Origin of the sequence: Luteolibacter sp. AS25, assembly GCF_046736275.1 — a bacterium.
Classification (GTDB): Bacteria; Verrucomicrobiota; Verrucomicrobiia; order Verrucomicrobiales; family Akkermansiaceae; genus Luteolibacter.
The window spans coordinates 139,851-165,470 of the sequence record NZ_CP151837.1; the positions used below are offsets into that span (position 1 = coordinate 139,851).

At 53.7% G+C, this 25,620-nt stretch carries 24 protein-coding genes, 1 tRNA gene and 1 other RNA gene; 10 read left to right on the forward strand and 16 right to left on the reverse strand.

Features of this window, described 5'->3' with window-relative positions; translation table 11 throughout:
• Position 1: 1 nt before the first annotated feature.
• The 10 genes from AAGA79_RS00625 to AAGA79_RS00670 all read right to left on the reverse strand — a co-directional run bounded on the left by AAGA79_RS00625 (position 2) and on the right by AAGA79_RS00670 (position 6,831).
• Positions 2-994 carry a type II secretion system F family protein gene (locus tag AAGA79_RS00625; RefSeq protein WP_411826847.1) on the reverse strand — a complete coding sequence of 331 codons (993 nt, stop codon included), beginning with the start codon at positions 992-994 and terminating at the stop codon, positions 2-4.
• A gap of 69 nt (positions 995-1,063) precedes the next feature.
• Positions 1,064-1,158, reverse strand: an RNA gene (gene ffs / locus AAGA79_RS00630) — signal recognition particle sRNA small type.
• Positions 1,159-1,238: 80 nt separating this feature from the next.
• Complete coding sequence (rnc, locus tag AAGA79_RS00635; protein WP_411826848.1) at positions 1,239-1,946, reverse strand: ribonuclease III; 708 nt, start codon at positions 1,944-1,946, stop codon at positions 1,239-1,241.
• Between the two features lie 66 nt (positions 1,947-2,012).
• Positions 2,013-2,088, reverse strand: a tRNA-His gene (locus tag AAGA79_RS00640).
• A gap of 55 nt (positions 2,089-2,143) precedes the next feature.
• Complete coding sequence (locus AAGA79_RS00645; protein WP_411826849.1) at positions 2,144-3,040, reverse strand: TIGR01777 family oxidoreductase; 897 nt, start codon at positions 3,038-3,040, stop codon at positions 2,144-2,146.
• Positions 3,041-3,134: 94 nt separating this feature from the next.
• A complete protein-coding gene (gene dinB / locus AAGA79_RS00650) occupies positions 3,135-4,187 on the reverse strand; it encodes a DNA polymerase IV (protein ID WP_411826850.1) in 1,053 nt (350 codons plus the stop codon).
• 102 nt (positions 4,188-4,289) lie between these two features.
• On the reverse strand, positions 4,290-4,451 hold the full coding sequence (locus AAGA79_RS00655; RefSeq protein WP_411826851.1) for a hypothetical protein: 162 nt from the start codon (positions 4,449-4,451) through the stop codon (positions 4,290-4,292).
• 33 nt (positions 4,452-4,484) lie between these two features.
• On the reverse strand, positions 4,485-4,619 hold the full coding sequence (locus AAGA79_RS00660) for a FeoB-associated Cys-rich membrane protein (RefSeq protein WP_411826852.1): 135 nt from the start codon (positions 4,617-4,619) through the stop codon (positions 4,485-4,487).
• A gap of 43 nt (positions 4,620-4,662) precedes the next feature.
• On the reverse strand, positions 4,663-6,534 hold the full coding sequence (gene feoB / locus AAGA79_RS00665; RefSeq protein WP_411826853.1) for a ferrous iron transporter B: 1,872 nt from the start codon (positions 6,532-6,534) through the stop codon (positions 4,663-4,665).
• A 39-nt stretch (positions 6,535-6,573) separates the two neighbouring features.
• Positions 6,574-6,831, reverse strand: coding sequence for a FeoA family protein (locus AAGA79_RS00670; RefSeq protein WP_411826854.1), 258 nt, complete (start codon positions 6,829-6,831; stop codon positions 6,574-6,576).
• A 104-nt stretch (positions 6,832-6,935) separates the two neighbouring features.
• Between AAGA79_RS00670 and AAGA79_RS00675 the strand changes: the two genes are divergently transcribed.
• From AAGA79_RS00675 to AAGA79_RS00715, 9 genes are all read left to right on the forward strand, one after another.
• Positions 6,936-7,373, forward strand: a complete 438-nt coding sequence (locus tag AAGA79_RS00675; protein WP_411826855.1) for a hypothetical protein — start codon at positions 6,936-6,938, stop codon at positions 7,371-7,373.
• A gap of 285 nt (positions 7,374-7,658) precedes the next feature.
• Positions 7,659-9,386 (forward strand): biosynthetic-type acetolactate synthase large subunit, encoded by a 1,728-nt coding sequence (ilvB, locus tag AAGA79_RS00680; protein ID WP_411826856.1) that lies wholly within the window; start codon positions 7,659-7,661, stop codon positions 9,384-9,386.
• A 39-nt stretch (positions 9,387-9,425) separates the two neighbouring features.
• Positions 9,426-9,959: an acetolactate synthase small subunit gene (gene ilvN / locus AAGA79_RS00685; protein WP_411826857.1), complete on the forward strand. Its 534-nt coding sequence runs from the start codon at positions 9,426-9,428 to the stop codon at positions 9,957-9,959.
• A 129-nt stretch (positions 9,960-10,088) separates the two neighbouring features.
• On the forward strand, positions 10,089-11,111 hold the full coding sequence (locus AAGA79_RS00690) for a putative zinc-binding metallopeptidase (RefSeq protein ID WP_411826858.1): 1,023 nt from the start codon (positions 10,089-10,091) through the stop codon (positions 11,109-11,111).
• 50 nt (positions 11,112-11,161) lie between these two features.
• Positions 11,162-12,133 (forward strand): magnesium/cobalt transporter CorA, encoded by a 972-nt coding sequence (gene corA, locus AAGA79_RS00695; protein WP_411826859.1) that lies wholly within the window; start codon positions 11,162-11,164, stop codon positions 12,131-12,133.
• A 36-nt stretch (positions 12,134-12,169) separates the two neighbouring features.
• Positions 12,170-12,733 (forward strand): thermonuclease family protein, encoded by a 564-nt coding sequence (locus tag AAGA79_RS00700; RefSeq protein WP_411826860.1) that lies wholly within the window; start codon positions 12,170-12,172, stop codon positions 12,731-12,733.
• 274 nt (positions 12,734-13,007) lie between these two features.
• Positions 13,008-13,397 (forward strand): hypothetical protein, encoded by a 390-nt coding sequence (locus tag AAGA79_RS00705; RefSeq protein ID WP_411826861.1) that lies wholly within the window; start codon positions 13,008-13,010, stop codon positions 13,395-13,397.
• 237 nt (positions 13,398-13,634) lie between these two features.
• Positions 13,635-14,738: a ribosome small subunit-dependent GTPase A gene (gene rsgA / locus AAGA79_RS00710; RefSeq protein ID WP_411826862.1), complete on the forward strand. Its 1,104-nt coding sequence runs from the start codon at positions 13,635-13,637 to the stop codon at positions 14,736-14,738.
• On the forward strand, positions 14,728-17,070 hold the full coding sequence (locus AAGA79_RS00715) for a mechanosensitive ion channel domain-containing protein (protein WP_411826863.1): 2,343 nt from the start codon (positions 14,728-14,730) through the stop codon (positions 17,068-17,070). The genes rsgA and AAGA79_RS00715 overlap by 11 nt, the downstream gene beginning before the upstream one ends.
• A gap of 56 nt (positions 17,071-17,126) precedes the next feature.
• On the opposite strand, the gene AAGA79_RS00720 is transcribed toward AAGA79_RS00715, so the two are convergent.
• From AAGA79_RS00720 to AAGA79_RS00745, 6 genes are all read right to left on the reverse strand, one after another.
• On the reverse strand, positions 17,127-18,392 hold the full coding sequence (locus tag AAGA79_RS00720) for a carbohydrate porin (protein WP_411826864.1): 1,266 nt from the start codon (positions 18,390-18,392) through the stop codon (positions 17,127-17,129).
• Between the two features lie 116 nt (positions 18,393-18,508).
• Positions 18,509-20,002: a mannitol dehydrogenase family protein gene (locus AAGA79_RS00725; protein WP_411826865.1), complete on the reverse strand. Its 1,494-nt coding sequence runs from the start codon at positions 20,000-20,002 to the stop codon at positions 18,509-18,511.
• A gap of 19 nt (positions 20,003-20,021) precedes the next feature.
• A complete protein-coding gene (locus AAGA79_RS00730; RefSeq protein ID WP_411826866.1) occupies positions 20,022-20,993 on the reverse strand; it encodes an ABC transporter permease in 972 nt (323 codons plus the stop codon).
• Between the two features lie 19 nt (positions 20,994-21,012).
• A complete protein-coding gene (locus AAGA79_RS00735) occupies positions 21,013-22,488 on the reverse strand; it encodes a sugar ABC transporter ATP-binding protein (protein ID WP_411826867.1) in 1,476 nt (491 codons plus the stop codon).
• 24 nt (positions 22,489-22,512) lie between these two features.
• Positions 22,513-23,454, reverse strand: coding sequence for a sugar ABC transporter substrate-binding protein (locus AAGA79_RS00740; RefSeq protein ID WP_411826868.1), 942 nt, complete (start codon positions 23,452-23,454; stop codon positions 22,513-22,515).
• A gap of 53 nt (positions 23,455-23,507) precedes the next feature.
• Complete coding sequence (locus tag AAGA79_RS00745) at positions 23,508-24,404, reverse strand: carbohydrate kinase family protein (protein WP_411826869.1); 897 nt, start codon at positions 24,402-24,404, stop codon at positions 23,508-23,510.
• A 122-nt stretch (positions 24,405-24,526) separates the two neighbouring features.
• Between AAGA79_RS00745 and AAGA79_RS00750 the strand changes: the two genes are divergently transcribed.
• On the forward strand, positions 24,527-25,618 hold the full coding sequence (locus AAGA79_RS00750) for a GntR family transcriptional regulator (RefSeq protein ID WP_411826870.1): 1,092 nt from the start codon (positions 24,527-24,529) through the stop codon (positions 25,616-25,618).
• Positions 25,619-25,620: the final 2 nt, after the last annotated feature.

Here is a 25,620-nt window from a genome sequence, read left to right on the forward strand (position 1 = left end):
TTTACTCCAGCAGCCCGTCCAGCGCCGAGTAGTAGCCGGTGAAAAAGCCGATGATCTTCCATGCTATGAAGATCAGCATCAGGAAATAGAGGATCTTCGGGACCATCACCGATGCCTGTTTCATAGTGGATTCCGCCTGTTCCTGGAAGCGGGCGGACCAGTTGGCCATATCGCGGTCGAGTGTCCCTGCTTCCTCGCCGGTTGCGTAGGATCTGGAAAATTCCGGCGGGAAAGCGCCCTCTCGCATGAATTGCGGGCCCAATGGGTTTCCCTCCTTGGCCACTGCCTCCAATTTTACCCCGGCATTGCGCACTAATCCGCTCTGAGCGGCTCGGGACGATACCCGCACGGTTTCCCTCATGGAAATCCCAGCCAGCAGGCAAGAGTGATATACTTTGCAGAATCGGGACATCGCCATGTTACGCCTGGCTTTTCCGATCCATGGGATGCGGTTGATCAGCGAGTCCAGCTGCGGGCTCTTCGGGGCGGCGTCCCAGATCATTTTCCCCAGAAGAAACAGAACAAAACAGATCACATAAATGAGCAGGAGGGTGAACACGAAGCTCTGGGCGATTTCCGCTTTGGACTTTACGCCCTGCATCATTGCAAGAGGCACCGTGCCGACGAAAACTCCCATGTGGAGAATGATCACAGGATAGATCATCCCTTTGATCATCTCGCTTCTGGCGGAGGCCACCATCGCGAAATAGTCGGCAAGATGCTGGAAGGAACGCCCCAACTTTCCGCCGCGTTCTCCGGCAGTGATGATGTTTCTCTCCAGTTCTGAAATCGCCTGGGTGTTGCGGCCAAAGGATTCGGCGATAGTTTCGCCTCCCTCCAGTCCTTTTCGGAGGTTGTTCAAGAGAATGCGCTGCGAGCCAGGGAGGCGGGTAGTATCCAGCACGTCGGCGGCCTTGCGTATATCGAAACCCGCTTCCAAAAGCTTGGCCATCTCCTCATAGAAAAAGCGCTTGTTGTGCGGGCTGAGTCTCATAGCGGAAAACGTAGCGTTCCGGCGGACTTCCACAACGTCCCTTTCAGTGGGAATCCCAGAAATAAAAAGAGCCGCCAGGAAACCGCAGCAAAGATGGACAAACTACCGTTGCTCCGATCAAGGCCTGGCGGGGTTCGCTTGCCAAATCTCCACGGTTCCTGACAGCGGGGTTAAGGAAACGCAGGCGGGGGCTTGTCGCAAGCAGAAAGTCACACAAGCCGCTGCAGCGAGGGAATACGGGACGCTAGGAAATCTTGGCTTTTACGCCCTCTGCTTCCCACGCTTTTGCGCGGAGAGCCTCGGCAGCAGCGCGTGCTTCCGCCTCTTTCTTGCTTTTGCCTTTTCCGGCCGCGAGTAGGATGCCGCGCCAGCTTACTTCCGCTTGGAAAACGCGGCGGTGGTCCGGTCCGTTTTCATTGATGATATTGTAAACGGGAGCTTCCGGATGGATGGCTTGCAGAAATTCCTGGAGTTCGCCTTTCGGGTTCCGTTCGTCCGGGCTGGAAACCATGCCTTCAATTTCGGATTCGAAAAGACGAAGGATGAAGTCGCGGGCCGCTTCCTGGCCGGAATCGAGGTAAACCGCGCCGATCAGAGCCTCAAAGGCATCCGCCAGAGTGGAGAGCCTGCGGCGTCCGCCGGTGGCTTCCTCGCCCTTTCCTAGTAGCACGTAATCACCGAGGTGGATCATCATGGCGAAGCGGGCGAGCGCTCTGCGGGAAACCACACGGGAGCGGAGTTTCGTAAGATTGCCCTCCGGTTGATCCGGGAAGAGCTTGAAAAGTGCCTCAGTTACAACGAGTTGGAGCACCGCATCGCCAAGAAACTCAAGGCGTTGATTGTCGAAGTGGGGGCGCTGGGATTCGTAAGCGAGGCTCGGGTGAGTGAGCGCCTCTGCCAGAAGGAACGAGTTTCGGAATTTATATTGGATCCTACTTTCCAGCGGTTGCATTCAAAATCTAATGGGATGCACCCCTTTCTTCGATCACAGCCACCGGGCCGTAAACGAAGAAAAAGGTGGGGTGATCGACGGGGCTCGAACCCGCGACAACCAGAATCACAATCTGGGGCTCTACCAACTGAGCTACGACCACCAATTTAGGCGGACGAGACGGTTATAACACTTGGGCTATATTGCAAAGAGAAAAATCATTCGGAAGCGGTTAAATTATGCAAAGCGTCCTCGAGCTTCGCAAATTTGAACTCAAAACCGTGGTCCTGAATCTTCGAAGGAATAGCTTTTTGCCCTTGGAGGAGAAACTCAGCGAACTCACCGAGAGCAATTTTCAGAGCGAATCCGGGAACAGGAAGGAACACCCAACGGTTGACCGCATCCGCGAGTTTTTGGGAAAGATCGATATTCCGCTCCGGGTTTGGAGCGGTGCCATTGATGGGGCCGGTGACCGCATCAGTTTCAATTGCGAAGATCATGGCACGGCGGAGATCCTTGATATGTATCCAGGGCATCCACTGCTCTCCATCGCCCAGCCTGCCGCCGATGCCCATCTTGAAAACGGTAACGAGCTTTTCATAGGCAGCTCCGCCCTTGCCCAGAACCACGCCTGTGCGGACGGTGACGACACGAACGCCGAGTGGTTCTGCTTTTCTTGCGGCCTCTTCCCATTTTACGCAAAGGTCCGCGAGAAAGCCTGTTCCGGGAGTTGATCCCTCAGTGATGAGCTCGTCGCCACGGCCTCCATAGTAGCCCACGGCGGAAGAGTTTAGTAGTAGGCGTGGTCGTTGGCCTTCAGGAAGGGCTGCGATTTTAGCGACGATCTCATCCGTGACGTCGACCCTGCTGGTGTAGAATTCTTTCTTCTTCTCCTCCGTCCAGCGTTGGTCGATTGGGGATCCGGCCAGGTTTACGATTATGTCTTTTCCGGCCATGTCCGCTTGCTCAGGGGTAACCCATGAGAGGATTCCCTTCACATTGCCGTGGCCTTTCCTGCTAACTCCGATGACTTCGTAGCCTTTTCCGGTAAGCATTTTCGCCAATCCGCTACCGACGAACCCGCTTGCGCCATACAACAATGCTTTCCGACTCATGGCAGCACCTTCGCGTATGAAGCCGTTTTGGCAAATGGATTCGAGTGAGGAAGATGACAGGTGTGGGGCGGCCGTTTCAAAAATAGGAAAACTGTTAGAAAAGCTCCATCTGCTCGGTGTCCGATAGATCGTGGAACCTTACGCCAACTCCGAGCAGGCGGGCTGGTTTCTCTTCCGAGCGCGTATTTGCCTCGCGGAGTAGTTCGGTGAATATATCGCGGTCTACGGTCGGGTTGGCGCGCTCGGCGGTGGTGCGGCGGAAATCGGAAAATTTGAGTTTTACGACCAATGAGCGGATTTGGCGGTCCTGGGCGCGGGTTGTGAGTTTTTCCTCCAGTTCGTCGAGCATGAGTTTCATCTCACGCTGCAGGACTTCGATGGTGTGGAGATTTTCAGGAAAAGTGTTTTCTATGCTGAGTGATTTCCGGGGGCTATCCGGTGTGACGGGGCGTTCATCGCGGCCCCAGCAGCGCTCCCACAGATCCGCTCCGTATCCGCCGAGTCTGCGGACCCACTCGAATTTATCGATCCGGCGGTATTGCCCACAGGTTTCGACCCCGAGTGAGGAGATTTTTTCGGACATTTTTCCGCCGACTCCGGGTATCTTTTTCAGTGGCAGATCGTGCATGAAATCAGCGGTTCTTGCAGGTGCCACGGTGAATTGGCCATCGGGTTTTTTCCAATCGCTGGCGATTTTGGAGATGAGTTTGTTGGGGGAAATTCCAGCGGAGGCGGTGAGTCCGGTCTCTTCGCGGATGAGTTGGCGGATACGGGAGGCGATGATGGTTCCTGGCTCCGGGTTGTGGCTGACATCGAGGAATGCTTCATCGAGAGAGAGTGGCTCGATGAGATCGGTAAAACGGGAGAAAATTTCGCGGATGTGTTGGCTATCCCTCTTATAAACGTCGAAGCGTGTGGGAACGATAATGATGTCCGGGCATTTCTCCAATGCCATGAATACCGGCATGGCGGAGTGGCAGCCGAATTTACGCGCTTCGTAATTCGCGGTGGTGAGGACGCCGCGGCGGCTGCTGCCACCCACACCTACCGGTTTGCCGCGTAGGCTGGGATCATCGCGCTCCTCGATGGCAGCATAGAAGCAGTCCATATCGATATGGATGATTTTCCGATGCTGGGAATGGTGCACGAATGAACAAGTATCCGGTGCGGGGATTTTGCAAGCGGGTTTCTGGCTAAAATGGCTTTCGGATTCCTAACGCGAAGGTTCCCAAGGGTTGCAGAAATGGAGTTATTTCACAGGCTTGTTCGCCAGCCCTTTGAATAGTTCCGCAATCTCCGACACATCTGCATATTTTTCCGCTTCCTTCATCGCTTTTTTTCCCACTCCAGCGTCGATGTGGTCATAGGATGAGCCACCGGAAATGCCTTCGACGGTCAAAAACCATTGCATCGCTGAACCGTTACTCGAATTTGAGAGAGAGGATTAGCGCTTTTTCGGGAGATCGCAGCCGCAGTCACTGCCGCATCCTGATTTCTTACCGGACTTCACAGAGCTGTAGAGAAGCGAGCATAGCGTGATAGCTACGATGGTGAGTGCGGTTGTTGTTTGCCATTCCATGAGTGTTTTAGGCGTTAAAGTGAATTTCCACGGGACTTGCAAGTTAGAAACCTAACAGATTTCCTACTTGGTAGATGATCAATGAGGCGCCGTATGCAAAGCCTGTCATGAAGGCAAATTGACCGATTGCCCATTTCCAGGAACCTGACTCCTTGGCGACGACCGCAGTAGTCGGAAGGCACTGGAGTGCGTAGATGAAGAAAACCAGCAGGGAAATGAGAGTGAGCGGGGTAAAGAGAGGGCTGCCGTCCGGCCAGGTCGCGGCGGAGATCCGGTCGCGGAGTAGCTCGCGGGTTTCCTCTTCGTCATCTGTCTCCTCAACGCTGAAGAGAATGGCAGTGGAGGATACAAATACCTCTCGGGCGGCAAAGGAGGTGAGGATGGCGGTGCCCACACGGCCATCGAAGCCGAGAGGCTTTACGACGGGTTCGATGAAATCACCAATGCGGCCCATGGCGGAATGCGCGAGGGCTTCGCCCGGCTCTTCAGAATCGGTTTTCGGGTAGGTGGCGAGGGCCCATAGAAGGATCGAGAGGCCGAGAATGATGGTTCCTGCCTTGCGGACGAAGGACCATGCGCGGTCGAAGACATGGCGGAGAATGTAGGACCATTGCGGGCGGCGGTATGGCGGCAGCTCCAGCATGAAATGGGTGGTGATTTCCTCAGGACCGAGTCTGCCGCGCAGAAGGCGCGCTACGACGAAGGCGGTGAGCGTGCCGAGTGCGTAGATGGCGAACAGGATGAGAGCCTGCTTCCAAGTGCCCTCGCTCTCGTGCAGCAGCAAGGGGATGATGAGGAAATAAACTGGAAGACGTGCGGAGCAGCTGGCCCAGGGTGCCACGAACATGGTGACGAGGCGTTCCTTGGCGGAATCGATGGTGCGGGTGGCCATCACGCCGGGGATGGCGCAGGCATAGGAGCTGAAGTAAGGGAGGAAAGATTTCCCGCTGAGGCCGGCTTTTGCCATGACACCATCCATCAGGAACGCGGCGCGCGCCATGTATCCGGAGCTTTCCAACAGCCCGATGAAGAGGAAAAGAAGGATAATTTGCGGAAGGAACACGAGCACGCCACCTGCCCCTCCGATGACGCCTTCCACGATGAGTGAGCGGAGGTCGCCCTCGGGCATGAGTGATTCCACCCAGCCACCTGCGGCTCCGATTCCTTCCTCGATCCAGCCCATTGGGATCCCCGCGAAGGAGAAGATGGCCCAAAATACGGCGAACATAATGGCGAGAAACGCTACCCAGCCGAAGACGGGGTGGAGGAAAAAGCTATCGAGTTTATCGGAAAGATTGCTCTGGTGGCTGTCCGGCCGGCGGGCTGCGACTTCACAGGTGCGTGCGATGAATTCGCGGCGTCCTTCCTCATCGGAAGCCCAGTGGGGCTTCGTGGCAGGTGGGAAAGGTAGGCGCAGCGCTTGTTTCAGCTCGATGACGCCTTTGGTGGCGTTCGCCTGCATCGGGACTACGGGGATGCCGAGCTCCTCGGAAAGTTTTGAAGGCTCCAGGCGGAGGCCGCTTTTCTCAGCGACATCGACCATGTTCAGAGCGACGACGGCAGGGAGACCCAGATCGATCACCTGAAGGACGAGCTGGAGGTGGCGCTCCAAGTTGGACGCATCCACGACGCACACGACGAGATCGGGCTTGGGAGTGCCCGGGAGATTTCCCGAAAGAGCGTCCAGCGCTACTTTTTCATCGGGAGAGTTCGCGCGGAAGGAGTAGCAGCCCGGTAGGTCGAGAACATTGAGACGCGTTCCGTGTGGGGTATAGGTTTCGCCGGATTTTACATCGACGGTGACCCCTGCGTAGTTGCCGACCCGCTGGTTTTTCCCCGTGAGGGCGTTAAAGAGAGTGGATTTTCCCGAATTGGGATTTCCTACGAGGGCGATGGAGTAGGTGGTATCTGACACGTCTTGAAAAGGGACGGTTTTTGGGGGGATAAAAGTCCCTTAGTTGAGAAGATCGACGATGACTTGCTCGGCAAGCTCACGGCTGATGGCCATTTTCGCTCCGCACACGGTGCAGAGGAGGTTGCGGCCATTGGAGAGTTTGCGCAGTTGCATTTGCTCGCAGAAGCCGAGATCACGGAGGCGATCGCAGGCAGGGCCTTGAATACTGCTGATGCGGACATCGCAATTTACCCGTGCCTCTTTGAGAGTCACGGAGCGTGCCGCCGGGCGGTTTGCTGCGAGTTCGGGTGTCATCATTGGAATTGTTCGGCTAGTTGAGACTGACTTGCAATAACAAAGTGGAGGAAATTTTCACCCCGTTTGGCTGGTAAATGGTGGAGATACAGGGATATTTTCAGGGAATGAATTGCCTCGGTGAGATCAGTGGTGCGGGAACAGCTGCGCTTCTTGTGCTGATTCCTCTTGGTTTCACCGCGGTGTGGGGATTTGTCAGCCTGCTGGTGTCTACTCTATTTGGGTGGGGGCGCCTGGGTAAGCGGTTCCGTTGTATCCGACGGCCGGAGGGGCAGACTTTTCGAATGCAGGGTGCAAGGCTGGGAATGTTCGGGAATTATAATGGGATCCTCACGATAACGGTAGCCGCAGAAGGATTATATATGGCTGTTTTTCCGGCTTTTCGGATTGGCCATCCTCCCATCCTCATTCCTTGGAGTGAAATTCATGATGTTAAGGACGCGCAGATGCTGTGGCAGAAAATGACGGCATTCCGTGTGGGCCGTCCTGAGATGCTTTCAATTTCCGTTTCCCGCAAGGTGGGCAATGTCTTTCCCGGGAGATGATTCCATTTTGCGGGATCAGTATTTCCCGAAACGTTGATTTTTTTCGCAGCGCCGGATCGAGTGCGAAGCTATCGGCCCCGAGGGGTATGACTGCTTTCTTGGCTCTTGTTTTCTGGATGGCTAGGATTCGAAGAGGTGGCTAGTTGGGAAAGTGTGATTTGGGCTTAAATTGACAACTTTCGTGTAGCTGAAGAGGTGGTTTTTTAGAAGTTATCGGTAAAAGTCTAATTTTGATTTGATTTTTTGGGCATTTCGGGCATTTTCCGCGTCTATTCCCTAATCTTTATGAGTAATCAACAGCTCGACGGCGCACAAGCGCTCATCAAAACACTCGATGATCTCGGGATCGAATATATTTTCGGTTACTCCGGAGGAGCGGCAATTCCGATCTTCGATGCATTGGAAACAGTGAAGACGAAGATGAAGTTCATCCTCGTCAGACACGAGCAAGGCGCTGTGCACATGGCGGATGGCTATGCGCGTGCAACCGGCAAGCCTGCTGCGGTTCTTGTGACTTCCGGCCCCGGTGCCGGCAATACGGTAACTGGTCTGATGACTGCGATGATGGACTCCGTGCCGATGATCATCATCACCGGCCAGACTGTTACGTGGATGCTGGGGAAAGATGCTTTCCAGGAGGCTGACATTTTCGGAATCACGATCCCTGTGGTAAAACACAACTATCTGGTGAAGGAGACTGATGCGCTGCCGAGGATCACTCGTGAGGCGTATCATATTGCCACTACAGGCCGTCCGGGTCCTGTTCTGATTGATGTGCCGAAAGATATTTCCCAAGGCCCGTTCAATGGAGATTTGAATCCGGAGTTCGATCTTCCTGGATACCATCCCGAGAGTGCCTTCGATATTGATTTGGATGCGGTTGGCGAGGCTGCAAAGCTGATTGCAAATGCGAAGCGTCCGGTGATTCTTGCGGGTCAGGGTTGTATGATCGCCCGGGCGGACAAGGAGCTAATGTATCTCGCGGAGACATTGAATTGTCCGGTGACTTCAACTCTTCTGGGAAAAGGTGTTTTCCCTGAGAACCACGCGCTTGCGCTGGGAATGCTGGGTATGCACGGCACGGCCTACGCGAACAAGGCGATGGTCGAGTGCGATCTTCTGATCAATATCGGCTCGCGCTTTGATGACCGTATTATTGGACAGCCTTCGAAATTCTGCCAGGAGGCGAAAATCATCCACATTGATATCGATCCTGCGGAAATGGGCAAAATGATCCAGCCCGACCTACAGATCGTGGGCGATGCGAAGGCGGTTCTTACCGAGCTGAACAAGGATATCAAACGTCTGGAAACAGATGGCTGGACGGAGAAACTTGACGGATACAAAAAGAAATTTCCGCTGGGCTACAAGAAACAGGGTGGCTTGCGCATGCAGCAAGTGATCGATGAGCTCTACAAGCTGACAAACGGAGAGGCGATCGTGGCCACGGACGTGGGCCAGCACCAGATGTGGGCGGCACAGTTCTACAAAAACCACGCTTCCTACCAGTGGCTTTCCTCCGGCGGCGCGGGGACGATGGGCTTCGGCTTTCCGGCGGCGATTGGCGCGCAGTTTGCCTGCCCGGATAAGACTGTGATCTCGATTTCGGGTGACGGTGGCTTCCAGATGACACTTTTCGAGCTTTCCACTGCGGCGATTCACAAACTGCCGGTAAAAATCGTCGTTTTGAACAACCATTACCTGGGCATGGTGCGCCAATGGCAGGAACTCTTCTATGAGGACCGCACCTCGGGCGTGGATCTCGTGGGAAATCCGGATTTCTGCAAGCTTGCAACGGCCTACGGTATTCCTTCCGTTTATATCAAGCGACCTGCGGATGTTACGAAGCAGCTTCAGAAGGCGCTCGATTACAATGACGGTCCGATCCTGATTCATGCGGAGTGCATCAAAACGGATAATGTATTCCCGATGATTCCAGCGGGAGCTGCCCTCGAGGAAATGATCATCGAGGCACCGAAAACCCGTATGGAAAAACCTATCGGTTCCACCTGATCCGGGGAGGTTTGAATTTTTAAAATTGGAAAATTTACCATGAACATCACCACTACAGATACACCTGTTGCGCCCGTCCAATCCGGTTCGGTTCATACGCTTTCGATCCTGGTCAACAATGACCCGGGTGTCCTTATGCGCATTTGTCAGGTTTTCTCCAGGAGAGCTTTCAACATTGATTCGCTGGTTGTCTCCCAAGGGCGCGATCCACGTTTCTCCCGTATGACCATCGGTATTAGCGGAGATCCGGCTGGGCTGGAGCAGATCATCATGCAGGTCAGCAAGCTGATCGATGTGATCCATTGCTCAGAGCACACGATGACGAATTCCGTGACGAAGGAGATGATCCTGATCAAAATTCTGTGCAAAAAAGAAGAACGCTCCGGCGCGCTCCAGATCACCGAGCACTTCGCGGGGAAAACCGTGGATCTTACCCCGCATTCCATGGTGGTTATGATCACCGGAAATAGCCCGAAGATCGAGGCGGCGGTGACGATGTTTTCGCAATACGAGATTATCGAGACTGTGAGAACAGGAAAAGTCGTGATGGCACGCGGGGAGTCTGCCACTTGATTTTCGAATAGAGTGCACGGGGTTCTACTCATCCATGCGGGCCTTTCCGAACGAAAGGTATCAAATTTCATTGGATAGAAATGGAATCCGGCAATAGCGGTGTTAAGTCACAGCTACGTCACACTCTTTATGCGAACATTCCACTGCGATAACTGCAATTCACCCGTCTATTTCGAGAACACCCGATGCCTGGGTTGCGGATCGACGGTGGGAATTGTGCCGTCCACCTATCAGGTGAAGTCCGTAAAGGCGGGCAGTGAGGGGGTGTTGACGGCAGGTGACGGGATCAAATACCGGCTTTGTAAAAACTCGATCGACTACGGGATCTGCAACCAGCTGGTCAGGGTGGATAGCGCATCGAGCTACTGCAAATCCTGCAAGTTCACGGAGGTCATCCCGAATGTTTCCTATGAAGGGAATCGCGTTTTGTGGGGAAAGATGGAGAAGGCCAAGCGGCGGTTGCTGTTCTCTCTGGCCTATCTGGGGATTTACCCTCTCTCAAAATCCGAGGATCAGGTGAAGGGGCTGGCTTTCCGTTTCCTGGTGGATAACACAGAAAATATTCTGACGGGTCATCAGGACGGGCTGATTACAATCACCCTGGCAGAAGCGGACGATGCCACGCGTGAAAAACGCAGACAGCAGATGGGGGAGCAATACCGGACGCTTCTCGGCCACTTCCGCCATGAGATCGGCCACTATTATTGGGAGCGAATGATCGAGGATCAGGGACGGTTTGATGAATTCCGGAATCTCTTCGGAGACGAGCGGGTGGATTATCAGAAAGCGTTGAGCGATCATTATGCGAAGGGGCCGGATACCTCCTGGAAAAACGATTATGTCACTCATTATGCCGCAGCGCATCCGTGGGAAGACTGGGCTGAGACGTTCGCTCATTTCCTGCATATGCGGGATGTTGTGGAGACCTGTGAGGCAGTGGGCCTGAGCCGGCAAAACGAGTCCACGGAATCGCTGGAGTTCGATGAAATGATCAAGCTATGGCTTTCCACCAGCTTCCGCATCAATGAATTGGGACGCAGCATGGGTAGTGGCGATCTCTATCCGTTTGTGCTGAGCGATAAAGCGATTGGGAAAATGAGGTTCGTGCACGACTCGATTCGTTCCTTTGCCGGGGGACGTGCTTCCCTCTGAGGAATCTTTGATTGCCAATGGCACAGCCGGCCTCACTGTTATCCATGAATATGACGGGCTGCTTACTATATGATCCTGCCACCAAGCAGGTTACCGCCGGGGGCGAGGAGCTGATCGCGCAGTGGGCGGCAAGTCCGGACCTGAAAATCTGGCTGCACATCAGCGGGGAGATGTCCGATGGGGCCAAAAAGCTCCTGAAAGCGAATTTCCGAATTCATTCGCTGGCCATAGAGGATGCGACGCGGGACAGGCATCCTCCGAAGCTGGAAGAGTTCGAGGATCATACGTTTTTGATTTTCAAGACACTGACGGATGCGACGACTGATACGAAGTTTTCGACCTATCAGAGTATTCTCTTCGTGGGTGATAGATTTCTGGTCACGAGATCTTCGCAGGAGTGCAAGGCGGTTGGCGCTCTCTGGAAGGCCGAGCAGGCAAAGCCGTTCCGGTTCGGGAAAGGGACGGATGCCCTGGCTAGTCGGTTGATGCGTATGTATATCGATAGATACATGGAGATTTTGCTGCAACTGGAGGTGAAACTCGAGGCGCTGGAGGTGGGCTTGCTGGATGAGGTGGATGATGAGGATCTGGCCGTTGTGACGGGCTACAAGGCAAAGTTGAAACGCCTCCGGAGGATTTTCCTCTATCATGAAAAGATGCTGCGCGATCTGCGGGGGGCGAAGTTCAAGGGCTTTCAGAAGGAGCGGAAGCATGAGCTGACGGATGTTTACGAGCAGCAGGAGCGGGCAAGTAGCCTGACATTGCTCTACTATGAGTTGGCTACGGATCTGATCGATGGATACCTCTCGCTCTCCTCGCACCGGCTGAACCAGATCATGAAGGTGCTCACGATCGTGACGGTGGTTTTTGTGCCGCTGGGCTTTCTTGCGGGAATTTACGGTATGAATTTCCAGAATATCCCCGAGCTGGGCAGCAGGAACGGATATTTCATCCTGCTGGGTATTATGGCCACGATTGCGACGACCTTGCTACTCGCTTTCCGCCGCAAGGGGTGGCTGTGATTGCCGGAAGAAGAGAGGTGTGACTAGTGTGCAGGCATGAAATGGCTTCTTATCACGGTCCTCGGGCTGCTTTTTTCTGCCGGGCAGGGTTTTTCCAAAGAATGGCTCACCTATGAGAAGTGCACTTTCGTGGATGAAAAATACTACGACGGAGATTCATTTTATGTGAAATCCCCAACGGGTTACACCTACATTTTCCGGCTTTACGGCGTGGATTGCGCTGAAACGGATAGCCGATATCCGGATAGGCTCCAAGAGCAGGCGGACGAATTCGGGGTGGAGGTGGATGAGCTTTTGAAATGGGGCCTGGAGGCGAAGAGTTTCGTGAAGAAGTTTTTGAGGAAACCTTTCACCGTTTACACTCAGAAATTCAAGGCCGGCGGGCAGTCAAAGCAGGCCCGTTACTTTGCGGTGATTGTCAATGAAGACGGGGAGCGCCTGGATGAAGCCTTGGTGGAGGCCGGCTTGGCGCGGGCCTACGGCTTGGGAGCGGATTGGCCGGAGCGCACGAGCCCTGAAAGGTATCTCCGCAAGCTCCATTCCATCGAGAGCAAGGCGAAGCGTGAGGACGTGGGAATCTGGAAGAATTCCACGAAGTAAAATAGGAGACAAATGCTGGCATAGGTGGACCTGGAGTTATGGCGGGTTTGTCACCGTTACGTACTAGGCTTCGCGTATATTTATGCGATTTTTACTCCGCCGGGTTTCTGGAAGCAATCCGCCTGCTGAATTTCTGTTAGGTTCGCGAAAGAGGGTCGGGGGGCTTCCAGTATTAATTCGGCACATACTCATCGGATAGGACTTGATTTCGCTGGCATGGCAGATGCTTAAGAGATCATGAGTATTCGAAATTAACGTATGACTCACACCCGCTATGAACATTAAAAGCAAACACATACACGCACCGTTGCCCGATGTGGCAACAGTGACGCCGGATCTGACTATGTCAGATGTCTGGGATGTAAGGGCTGTTTCCGAATTGATCCGCTCAAAAAGCGCCAATGGTGAAACTCCTGCATTTCTCTTCCTCGGAAGTAAAGAAGCACAACTACTAAAGGATCACCTTGCCGGAGTTTTCGGAGAGGAGTCTGTCACAACGCTTCACGACACATACTACATGGGCCTTGATGTGATTGTAATCGATTGCGATTCGTTCGTATTCGCAGGTGGTCGCAAGACAGTAAGAACGCTACAAGATCCTATTTCACGCCGTCCACAATGGCGCGACCGTGAATCAGAAGGTCTCTGGCAGTTCCGACTGTAGATGATCGATCCGGACCAGCACTGAAATTGATTCCCATACTGGTGCGGCATCGGCAGAAACCCTAAGCGTCTGCCGATTCCGCTTCAACCAAGGAAAAACTTTCAAACCGAAGTCCGATCAAAATCAAACCGGAGGCGGAGCAGAAATGCTCCGCCTCTTTTATGTGTGTAATCATCTTGTTTCACGATTGCGGATTTCCTCGAAATTTCACGGAAAGCCCTTAGGGTGCCACCACGAATGACCCTTCAAGAACTCGGCTGGAACCAGGAATTAGAAACCGCCTTCTCAAATTTGAGCGAGAAAGGCCTCGTTCCCGCTCGTCTGATTCGCGAGACTTCGATCAATTTCTCGGCTTTGTTGGAGGATGGGGAAGAGATCGATACAATTCTCTGCGGGCGGCTGTGGAATGCTGCGGTATTGGATTCCGATTTACCTGCAGTGGGCGATTGGGTGGCGATACATATGGGAAAAGAGGGCGAGCCTCATGTGATTCGGGCGCAGCTTCCGCGTCGCACGGTATTCTCCAGGAAAATGCCGGGAAACAGCAGTCAGGCGCAGGTCATCGGCGCGAACATCGATGTGGTAACTGTTGTGACAGATGCCGGTTCTGACTTCAATGTGCGGCGGATGGAGCGGTATTTCGCGCTGATCCACCGTAGTGGGGCGAAGGCGGTGGTCCTGCTGAATAAGTCGGATTTATTTTCTAAAGAGGAGCTCAAGGAGGCGGCGGCGGAGATTTCCGCTCTTTCTCCCGATGCGAAGGTTCACATCACTTCCGCCCTGAAAGGAGAGGGCCTGAAGGCGATCAAGAGCCATCTGAAGCCGGGGCTTACGATGTGCATCGTGGGATCCAGCGGGGTCGGGAAATCGACTTTGGTGAACCAGCTATACGGGGATGAGTGGCAGTGGACGAGCGAGGTGAACGAAACCACCGGTAAAGGACGCCATACGACGACCTGCCGGGAGCTGGTGCCTCTGGAAAGTGGTGGAATGCTCATTGATAACCCCGGGATGCGGGAGATCCAGATGTGGACCGATGAGGATACCCTGCGGGGGAGCTTCGAGGATGTGGAACAGCTTTCAAGCCAATGTAAATTCTCAGATTGCAGCCACACGAATGATGCGGGGTGCGCGATACGGAAGGCGGTGGAGGAGGGTGTGCTGGATCCGGCGCGCTATGAATCCTATCTTAACCTGGAAACAGAAATCGCAGCTCTGCGTAAACGTGCGAAAAAGCGGCAAATGGCCGTAGAGCGCTGGCACAAGCGGAACCACCGGGTGAAAGCCCGTAATCTGGATGATCGAATACAGTTAGAAAAAGATGCGCGTGGTGAAATTTAAGAAGTCTTCGTTCTTCGTTCCGTTTTTCCTTCTTTGGTTTGGCCTGGGGCTGGCGAGTGCTCCCGCCCAGCTTGAGAAGTTCCTGAATACAGGGATTGATGAAGATGCGGCGAAGCAAAGCACCCCGGAGCAGCTCAAAGTTGAGCTTCTAGGTTGGCAGAAGGAAATCGAGACCTCCCAGGCGCTTCTCGAGAAGTCTGATCCTGCCGATATGGACGGGATTTCTTCAGATGATGTAGATCGGCGGAGAAGGCTGCTTGAAGACGCACATTTGGCGATCACCAGGCATCTGAGCATCATCGAGATGCTGAAAACAGCAGAGGATGAGCTCACCACTGCCAAGGAGGCCGGGGAAAAATGGAGGAGCTTCGAGGAGTCCCGGCCGTATTCGATCCTGATGCTTGATGGGTTGGTGGACCGGCGGGAGGCACTCGCCGAGAAGCTGACCACCCAGAAGTCGTCACTGAATATTTTCCGCACTTCCCTGGATACACTCCTTGCCGCGGCGAAAAATGCGGAAAAAGAAACGCAATCGGCCGAAGCCGCATTTGCGAAGCTGGAATCCGAAGACAAGGCCGCCAGATGGAAACTTGAGACCGCTCGCCTGGCCCAGCGCGCTTTGTTTGTGCGGGCGAGCTCGCTGAAGGGAAATATCTCCGCATCCGAAGATTTGCTGGCAGCCAGCAAAGAGCAGCTGAAGCTGCTGGATCGAAAAATAGAGATGGCGCGGAAATACACCCTTTTCAGTGAGAAGGATCTGCAGCAGGTCAAACAAGCCTCGGAGGACAGGCAGGCAGATCTTCAAAAACATCTCAAGGAAGCCCGTGGGGAGATGGTAGCGGCATCTGCGCGGAGGGAAAAAACCAGGAAAGCGCTAGAGCAGACTAGTGCGCTGGGAGATCTTGAGGCTCTGGAGATGGCAAAGCTCGAGTATGAGACTGCTGTTACAGAAGTAGAGACCTTGCAGAAAATTGCGGAATCACTGGAATCCTATGTCCTGTTGGAGTCTTTCGTTCCGGAGGCCTATATGCTCCGCCGGACTGCCCTGAAATCGGACGAGGCGGCCGAACGTCAGGCGGCGACCAAGTCACTTTTAACACTTAACGAAAGGCTGGAAGCGTGGGAGATCGTTGCCAAAAACGAGCTGGACGCGGTTGAGGCGAATCTTGCGCGGTTGGAGGGGAGCATTACCGTGCTGCCGAAGGATGATCCTAAATTGACACTCCTCAACAGGCAGCTTGAAATGCTGCAAGAGAACCGGGACCTGATTGAGCGTGCCTACGCGAGTGTGACCAGCCAGCGGCATGTGCTTTCCCGCTGGGTGAATGGATTTCAGGGAGAAACGAAGATCCCCTGGTATCAGCCACTTCTAAATACGGTAAACCGGAGCACCGACTACGTGAAACGCGTCTGGAATGTCCCGATCAGTAGCTATGAGGTGGTCAGGAAAGAGGGAAAAGCGGAACTGACGGAGACGCGGTATGTGTCTTTGGGGACGGCGTTTCTCGCGGTTGTTCTTTTTGTAATTGCCTACTTTGTGGCGATCCGGCTGCTGATCCGGGTGCAGAACGCGATGGTGGAGCGTCACCTGATAGGCGAAAACCAGGCCCGCACGTTGCGGAACTGGGTTTCCTTTGTGGTGGGGCTGCTTCTTGCGCTGGCTACGCTGAGTTGGCTTAGCATCCCGTTGACGATCTTCGCGTTCCTTGCAGGTGCGTTGGCGATTGGTGTTGGTTTCGGCACGCAGACGATCATCAAGAATTTCATCAGCGGAATTATCCTGCTGTTTGAGCGGAAGGTGCGCGTGGGAGATATCGTGGATGTGGGAGGCACGCTCGGTGTCGTTTCCGAGATCAATACCCGTTCCTCGATTGTGCGCGGATTCGATGGGATCGAGAACCTGATTCCCAATTCGCTATTCCTTGAAAATACGGTGGTGAACTGGACTTTGAGTTCACGATTCCTGCGCAAGGAGCTGACGCTTGGCGTGGCCTACGGTACCCCGCCCAATACTGTGATCGATCTTATGATCGAAACGGCGGAGCGGCACGGACTGATCCTCAAGGATCCGGCGCCCTTTGCTATCTTCGAGAATTTCGGAGATAACTCATTGGATTTCCGGATGTATTACTGGATCGAGATGAACGATAAAACCAATGGCTTAGTCGTAGGTAGTGATCTGAGAATCATGATCGAGAAGAGGCTGACAGACTTGGAAATCGGGGTTCCCTATCCGCAGCGTGATATCCATCTGGATATTAGTAAACCCTTGCAGGTAGAGCTAAAGACTCCCGAATCGGATCGGAATATACCAAGTCAGAAACTGCCTTGAAATACTCCATCCCGAAGTTCGGGAGCCTAGCCTAACTCGTTTATAGTTAGAGAACTTTAGAAAGTAAGACCGGCCCATGCGCCGATTACGACGGCATCATCGATATCACCAGTGCCACCCGGATTCTGGATGTATTGCACGGATGGCTGAATGTAGGCAGAAGGTGTGAGCTGGATCCTGTGACCTACCTCATACACGATTTCATAGTCCGGTCTGCTTGCACCTGCGGCCACTTGGACTTGATCGCTGATGTCACCGTAAGTGAAGAAGAAGAGGGTGCGATCATCCGGACGGCATGGAATCAGTCCGGTGTAGTTCGCTCCGAAGCTCGCCTGGATAGGTGTGAAGGCTACTTCTTTATCCGCGGAGTAGGTGAAGAATGTGAAGAGCTGAAGCTGATCGGTCACCTCCATGTCGATGTGGCCGTAGAAGCGGGTCAGGCTATCTTCTGTTCCGGTTCCATCGAGTCTGGCGAGGTCATAGCCGAGGGCTTGGTTCAGACCTACATAGGCGTGGGTCTTCCTGCCGAAGAGCTCGGAGTTCCAATCGTATTGAAGCATAATGGCCACGCCATCATCTCCATTAATGTCGAAGTCCATCCCATGGGCTCCAGCGTCATACAGACGGTCATGAAGCTGGAATACACCGGCCTGGAACTGGTGTTCCTCGGACGGCGACCACTTTGCCCGTGCGCCCCAAGTGGCGAACGGGAATGTGAAACTCGCTCCGTCCAGTAGGAGGGCGCGGATTGGGCCGTTGATCGAGGTGCTCAGTGAGTAACGATAGAGATCGGAATTCGCGAAGTCCTGGTCCGAGGAAAAGCGGCCTGCCTTCAGGGCAAATACGTCGTTCCAGTTTTTTTCAACCCATGCATCGTAGAGCCAGGTTGTCTGGCCGCCGTTGATCGTCATCGGATCGTAAATTCCACCGACTGATTGGCTGATTGAGGAGCCGTGGCGGTTGATGAAGGAGAGTTTCGCGGTAACGCCGTCCCAGCCGGCCAGTTTCTCCATATCGAAGATCATTCCTCCATAGACTTGGGCGGTGTAGTCGTTTTCTCTGTTAATTCCGCCGGAAACGTTGCCTGCAAAAATGGAATCATAATAGAGAAACGGTGTGATTCCGCTATCGATCATGTCGGTGCGGAGTCCACCCCAATCACCGGTGAGGTAGTCACCCGCGTTGAAAGCATTGTCATCAATCGTGTTCGCAGTGACTAGGGCGGAGTTCGCCGGCGGCTGGGTTGATGGATCGATCTCTTGGCCGTTTGCGGAGATAACTCCGGCGGAGGCTAGTGCTGTTGCTAGTATTTTGGTTTTCATTTTCGTTTTTTATTTCGTGGGAAATTTGAGTGCTTATTTTGGTTATAGGGCACAGGGGGTGCGCTACGCCTGATTTCACAGGCGTATGTGGATCGTTTTCCTTCGGTTTGCGGGGGTTATTCCCAGCCGAAGAGAAGTGCCTGCATGAGGCGGGCTATATCCGGGTTTTCGTAGAGAGAATCGACCATATGGATGTATTCGTCCGTAAAGCCCTTCTGTTTTGCGAGATCACCGAAGATGGGTTTGATTCTCAGGAATGAGAGTTTGTCGCGGGATGTTTCCGCAGCTGCCTTATGGAGCTCGGCTTTCATCTCGTCCACGACCTCGAGCTTTTTGCCGTTCTTGTCGGTGCCTTTGTCCGAGTAGTAGCACCAGGCGGCAATGACGAGAGCGGCGAGCTCGGTGCTGCCTTTGCGCTCTATGTTCTCATTGATGGTGGAGATGAGGAACTTGGGTAGCTTCGAAGAGCTTTCGAGACAGATCCGTGAAAGCGCGTCCTTGATATTCGGGTTGGCGAACCGGGCGAGAAGGGAGTCTTTGTATTCCTCGATATCGATGCCGTCCACGGGATCGAGAACTGGGGTGACCTCCACATCCATGAAGCGGCGGAGATAGGTGGCGAACAGGAGATCGTTCACACAGCCGTCGATTGTCTCGTGGCCATGGATGGCACCGAGTAGGCCGAGCACTGAATGGCCGGCATTGAGCAGCCGGATCTTCATGGTTTCATAAGGAGTGACGTCCGGCACAAATTGGGCGCCAACTTCCTCCCAGTGTGGTCTGCCATTGCAGAAATCATCTTCGATAACCCACTGGCAGAACGGCTCGCAGGTAACCGGCCATTCGTCCTTCATCCCGAATTCGTCTTCCAGCAACTGAACATCCGAGGGCGTGGTGATGGGCGTGATACGATCGACCATTGCATTCGGGAAAGTAACATTTTGAGCGATCCATCCGGCGAGCACAGGGTCTTGTCTTCTAGCGAAGGCCAGCAGCATCTTGCGCGTCATATCGCCATTGTGCTGGATGTTATCGCAGGACTGGATGGTGAATCCGGGTAGGCCGGCGTCACGGCGTTTCCTCAGGGCCTCGGTCAGGTAGCCGAAGATCATCTTCGGTTTTCCGGGATTTGCCAGGTCGTGCTTCACCTCGGGATTTTTGAAATCGAATTCACCGGAGGCATTGAAGTTGTAGCCGCCCTCGGTGATGGTGAGTGAGACGATTTTCGTGGTTTCCGCTGCCATGCGGTCGGTGGCTACTTCCGGGTCATCACAAGCTAGGATGAAATCGATGATCGAGCCGATGACACGGTTTTCGATTTTGCCGTCCGGGTGCTTGATGATCAGGGTGTAGAGGTAGTCCTGACGTTCCAGAACCTTTGCGATCTTGCCGTCTGCCGAGCGAAGGCCGATGCCGCAAATACCCCAGTCTTTGGTTCCGGTTTTTTCCAGAAGTTCATCCGTGTAGTATGCTTCGTGGGAGCGATGGAATCCACCTACGCCGATGTGGACGATGCCTGCCTTGAGCTCGCTGCGGTCGTAGGTCGGGCGCAGGATTTGCGCCGGTAGACTTGCTAGATTCTGTTGATTTAGGAGAGTGAGAGTTTTCATGATCCTTGGATTTTTTGAATTAGAGGGTCTTGCGGTTCTGGAAGGAATCGAGGCCGACGGCTAGAAGCAGGACGGAGCCTTTGATAACCATTTGCACATATTGGCTGACATCCAGCAGGACGAGTCCGTTGCTGAGAACCCCGAGGATGAGGACACCTGCGAGGACGTTTGAAATTTTACCTACACCACCGGCGACACTGACTCCGCCGAGAACACAGGCTGTGAGGACATCGAACTCGAAGCCTTTTCCGGAAATGACCTGTCCGGAGTTTGTCCGGGAGAGAATCACCACACCGGCGACACCGGCGAAGAATCCGGAAAGGGTGTAGACGAGGTATTTAACCTTTTTTACATCGATACCGGAGAGCTTGGCTGCCTCTTCATTGCCACCGACCGCGTAGAAGTAGCGGCCGAAGAATGTTTTCCTGAGGATGTATCCACCGATGGCCATGACCACGAGCATGATGATGACGGGAATGGGGATGGGACCGACGTAGCCTTGGCCGATGACCGAGAAGCCTTTCGAAAAGCCGTAGATCGGCAGGCCTCCGGAAATGATATACGCGGCGCCCTCGATGATGATCAACATGGCAAGTGTCACGATGATGGAGGGCATCTTGAGGTTCGCTATGATCCATCCGTTGGTGAAACCGATGGCACTGGAGAGAACCAGAGCTGCGAGGACGGCAAGTGCGGGATGCAGGCCGGAATTCACCATAAGGTAGGCTGCCACGATGTTTACCAAAGTGATAACAGAGCCGATGGAAAGATCGATTCCACCTAGCAGTAGCACGAAGGAGAAGCCGACGGCGGCGATCCCCATCATGGATACCTGGCGGGCTACATTCAGGAGGTTGTTGCTATTGAGGAAATTCTCCGAGGCGATGCTGAAGATTACAATTAACAGTAATAGAACGAGATAGATGCCGAATGTCTTCGCGAATTCGGTGAAGTTGGATCCTGCGCGGTTTAGAGCTGTGGGTTTGGTCATGGTGGTTTTTTAGTGAGAGTTAGTTTTGGGAGGCAAATCCCATGATGGTTTCCTGGTTGAAGTCTTTCCGTAGAAGTTCTCCGGTGATTTTTCCCTGATGGAGGACGAGGATGCGGTCTGACATTCCCATGACTTCCTCCATTTCAGAGGAGATCATAAGGACTGCTTTTCCGGATTCCACGAGGCTGTTTACCAGCGCGTAGATTTCGGATTTTGCGCCGACATCGATGCCGCGTGTTGGTTCATCGAAGATGACGAGCTCGGGATGTGTGGCCAGCCACTTGGCGATGATGACTTTCTGTTGATTACCTCCGCTGAGGTTTTTGATCTTCTGCTTAAGATCGGGAGTCTTGATATTGATCGATTGCTTGTAGTGTTCTCCGATCTTCTTCTCCTCTTTTGTATCGACGGTGAAAAATTTCGAGATCCTCTCAAGGACAGAGACGCTGATATTCTCCCTGATGCTGAAATCCAGCAGGGCTCCAAGTTTTTTCCGGTCTTCCGGGACTAGAGCAATGCCTGTGGCGATGGCGTCCTTGGGAATGCGTGGGTTCACCTCTTTTCCTTCCAGTGTCACACGACCGGTCTTTCTGATTTTGTAGCCGAAGAGTAGCTCCGCAAGTTCCGTGCGGCCGGAGCCGATGAGTCCTGCCAGGCCGAGAACTTCGCCCCGCTTGATTTCCAGATTGATACCATTGACGATTTCACCGGAGAGATTCTCCACGGTCAGCAATACTTCATCGGTGATGCAGTGTTTGCGGGCCGGGTAGGTTTCCTTGAGTTCGCGGCCAACCATGAGCGTCACAAGATCGTCCAGGTTTGTATCCGCGGTGTTCATGGTTTTGATCATCTGGCCGTCACGCAAAACCGTTACACGGTCGGAGAGCCTGAAGATCTCATCCATGCGGTGTGAGATGTAAATGATGGTGACGCCGTTTGCCTTGAGCTTTTCAACCATAGCGTAAAGTGCATGCACTTCCGTATGAGTGAGAGGAGCGGAGGGCTCGTCCATGATCAGCAATCTCGCATTCTGGGAGATGGCCTTGGCGATTTCCACAAGCTGCTGGAAGCCGAGAGTGAGGTTTCCGACTAGTTCCTTCGGATCGATATTAATATCGAACTGTTCGAAGATTTTAGCGGCTTCGCTCTCCATCGCTTTTCTATCGATCGCAAGGCCTTTGCGGATTGCGCGGCCAAGGAAGATGTTTTCTGCGACGGAGAGTTGGTCCACCAGGTTGAACTCCTGATAGATGACCCCAACCCCGTTTTCAGCGGAGGTGATAGGAGTCAGACCCGTGAATTCCTTCCCTTTAATCACGATCGTGCCTTGGTCCGGAGTGATCGCGCCGGTGCAGGTCTTGATCAAGGTGGATTTACCGGCGCCATTTTCGCCGACGAGGGCGTGGACTTCACCTTCGATGATATCGAGGCTGACGTTGTCCAGAGCGACCACACCCGGGTAGGTTTTGGTGATGTTTTTAAGTTGTAGGAACATGGGTTTTTGGAGTTCGGATTGTGGTTACTTGCCTAGGAATTCATCCACGTTGTCGATGGTGACCGGGATTGGCTCGCGGTAGACGCGGTCCTCGACCTTTTCACCGGCGAGTAGTTTTTCGATGAAGCCGAACATTTCTTTGGCGATCTTTGTATTGGTGCCGGTTACGATCACACTCATTCTGACGCCTTCGTTGTCCTTGATGGCCTGAAGTTCAGGTGGTGTGGCGTCGACTGCGAAGATTCCGAAATCGTCTCCGATTTTCCCAGCGGCTTTCGCAGCTTCGTTGGCACCTACTGAGCCACCACCGCCGATGCAGCAGACCACTTTCACGTTCGGGTTTGATTGGAAGATGGTTTCCATTTTAGTGATGCCTTCGTCCGGATTGATAGCACTTGTAGCGGCTACGATTGTAGCGTTCGGAGCTAGCTCGGTGAGTGCTTCCTTGATGCCATTGCCGCGGGCGAGCAGGACAGGAAGCTGGGGATAGTTGAGAATGGCGACTTCGGCTTTACCGCTGTGCTTTTCCTTGATGAAGGCTGCGGCTTGCTTGCCGATTTCGTAGCCGAGCTTTTTGTTATCGATGAGCCAACGGGTATCGGCGTTTTCGATATCGTCATCCCAGGAAATGATTTTAATCCCGGCTTCACGTGCTTCCCTGCAGACGTTCTCGATGCCAGCCGGATCAGCCGGATGAACAATGATGACGTCCATGCCGCGAGCTATGAAGTTCTCGATCTGGACGATTTGTTTGGAGACGTTGCTCTCGCAGGAGACGTAGTTGAAATCGCCACCATTGGCCTCGACTTCTTTTTCGATGGCTTTGCAGTAGCCGGACCAAGCCGGGTTGCTCAGATCCTGGACGGTCATGCCCACTTTCAATTCGGCATTGTCTCCTCCTCGATTGCAGGAAACGATGGCGAAGCTGGCGGTAATGGCTATTAAGCCTAGTAGTATTCTTTTCATTGTTGGTGTTTTTGGATTCTAATTTTCGTTTTCGTAAAGTGGTCGATCAGCGATCAGCTGACGGCTTTTTCCCGGGTTAGGTTTTCCGGGAGTAGTGGCGTGGCGCCTTGTCTTGAGCAGACGAACGCTGCTACCTCATTGGCAAATTTGTTGGTTTGGCCAAGTGACCAGCCGTTGAGAATGCCGGTGCAGAGAGCGGCAGTGAAGGAATCGCCGGCGCCCACGGAATCGACCATGGTGGTGCTTATACCGGTGGTTTCGCTTATTTCCTGGGAACTTAGTAGCAAGCTTCCCTGGCAGCCGCGGGTGTAGGCGATGAGATCGAGATCGAAAAGGGAGAGCAATGCCCCGAGCTGGGTTGTGACATCTCCGGTAAGGTTGAAGAATTTCCCGATGAGAACGAGTTCCTCATCACTGAGCTTGAGGATGGTGGCGAGCTGGAGGGATTCCTCGACGAGCTCCTTCGTGAAAAATGGTTGGCGGAGATTCACGTCCAGAATCTTCAGTGAGCTTGCCGGCATGCTGCGTAGGAATTCGCGGATGGTCTGCCTGGACTTGTCCGAGCGCTGGGCAAGCACCCCGAAACAGGTGGCATCGAGTTTTGTGGCGAGCGCTTCGAGCTCGGGAGTGAACTCGAGGTGGTCCCACGCGACTTCCTCGAGGATCGAGTAGCAGGGTTTCCCCTGGGAATCGAGGGAGACGAAGACCCGCCCGGTAGGATAGGAGGAGGTTCTCTGGATGTATTGTGTGGAATTTCCGGCTTCCTCCAGTTCGGCGATGGCCTGGGATCCGAGTATATCCGTGCCCACGCTTGCTACAGGAAATGCGATATTTCCAAGCTGGCGGCAATGGCTGGCGAAGTTCGCTGGAGCGCCACCGAGACGGTTTCCGCCGGGTAGGATGTCCCAGAGAATTTCACCAATTCCTGTGATAAGATGCTGTTTGCTCATAGTGGGTTTTTCGAGCTTGTCGTTAGACGAGTAGAATGTTGATACAGGAAGCTTTTCCAAATGTAAATATGCGTCTTTACAAATGAGCTCAAAGGGCAATACAAATCACTTACAAATAAGCCATGAGTGACTCAGGACCAAGATACTTACAGATTCACAAAGAAATTCTCCAAAAAATACACAGCAGGGAGTACACGGCAGGTGATTTACTGCCTACAGAGGCGGCATTGTGTGAGTTTTACAAGACATCGAGGCCTACCATCGCTAAAGCGCTGAAGATGTTGAGCGATGAAAAGCTGGTGCGGAGACGGGCGGGGTTCGGCACCCAAGTGCTGCCTCCACGGAAGAATGCGCTGCTGGCCGGTGTGTTGGTTCCCCAGCTATCGAAAGTGGAAATTTTCGATCCAATCAGCAAAAGGATAGCTGAGAGAGCTGGCGTAGAGGGTATGCGGGTAATTATTCCTTCCGAGCTGGAATTTACCGATGATATCAAGCGCCGCTGTGACTCGATGGCGGATCAGCTGATACAGGCGCGGGTAAGAGGGGTGTTTTTTGCTCCCGTGGAGCATACGGAAGACCAGCAGGCATACAATGAGGAGGTAATCGGGCGATTCACCAGCGAGGGGATCCATGTGGTGTTGCTGGACCGCGATATCTACAGGTGGCCGCGCCAGACGGGCTTGGATTTGATCGGAATTGACAATATTGAGGCAGGCTACGTGGTAGCTACACACTTGCTGGAGCAGGGCTGCGAGCGTTTGGTCTTCGTTACGCGGGGTAATCCGGCGATGACCGTGCAGCTGCGGAGGATGGGGTGCAGGGAGGCGCTTAATCAGTTTGGCCGCCAGCCCAACAATTTACTTACGGTGAATGATTCCACTGAGAACCCGGGACAGGTCGCGGAAGAGATCTTCAAGAGCGGGGCGGATGGAATTATCTGTGCGAATGATACGACGGCCGGTCCGATTCTGCGGCGTCTTCTAGATCTGGGTGCGGATATTCCGGGAAAGGTGAGGATCTGTGGTTTCGACGATGTGCAGCATGCCTCGTTATTGGGAGTGCCGCTTACGAGTTACCAGCAGCCCTGCGACGATATCGGGAGGGTAGCCGCGGAAACCATGATCCACCGCATAAGGCACCCGGATACTCCTGTGCACCGGATTTCCCTGCAGGGAAAATTGATTATACGGGAATCATCTTCCGGAAGGAGGTAGTT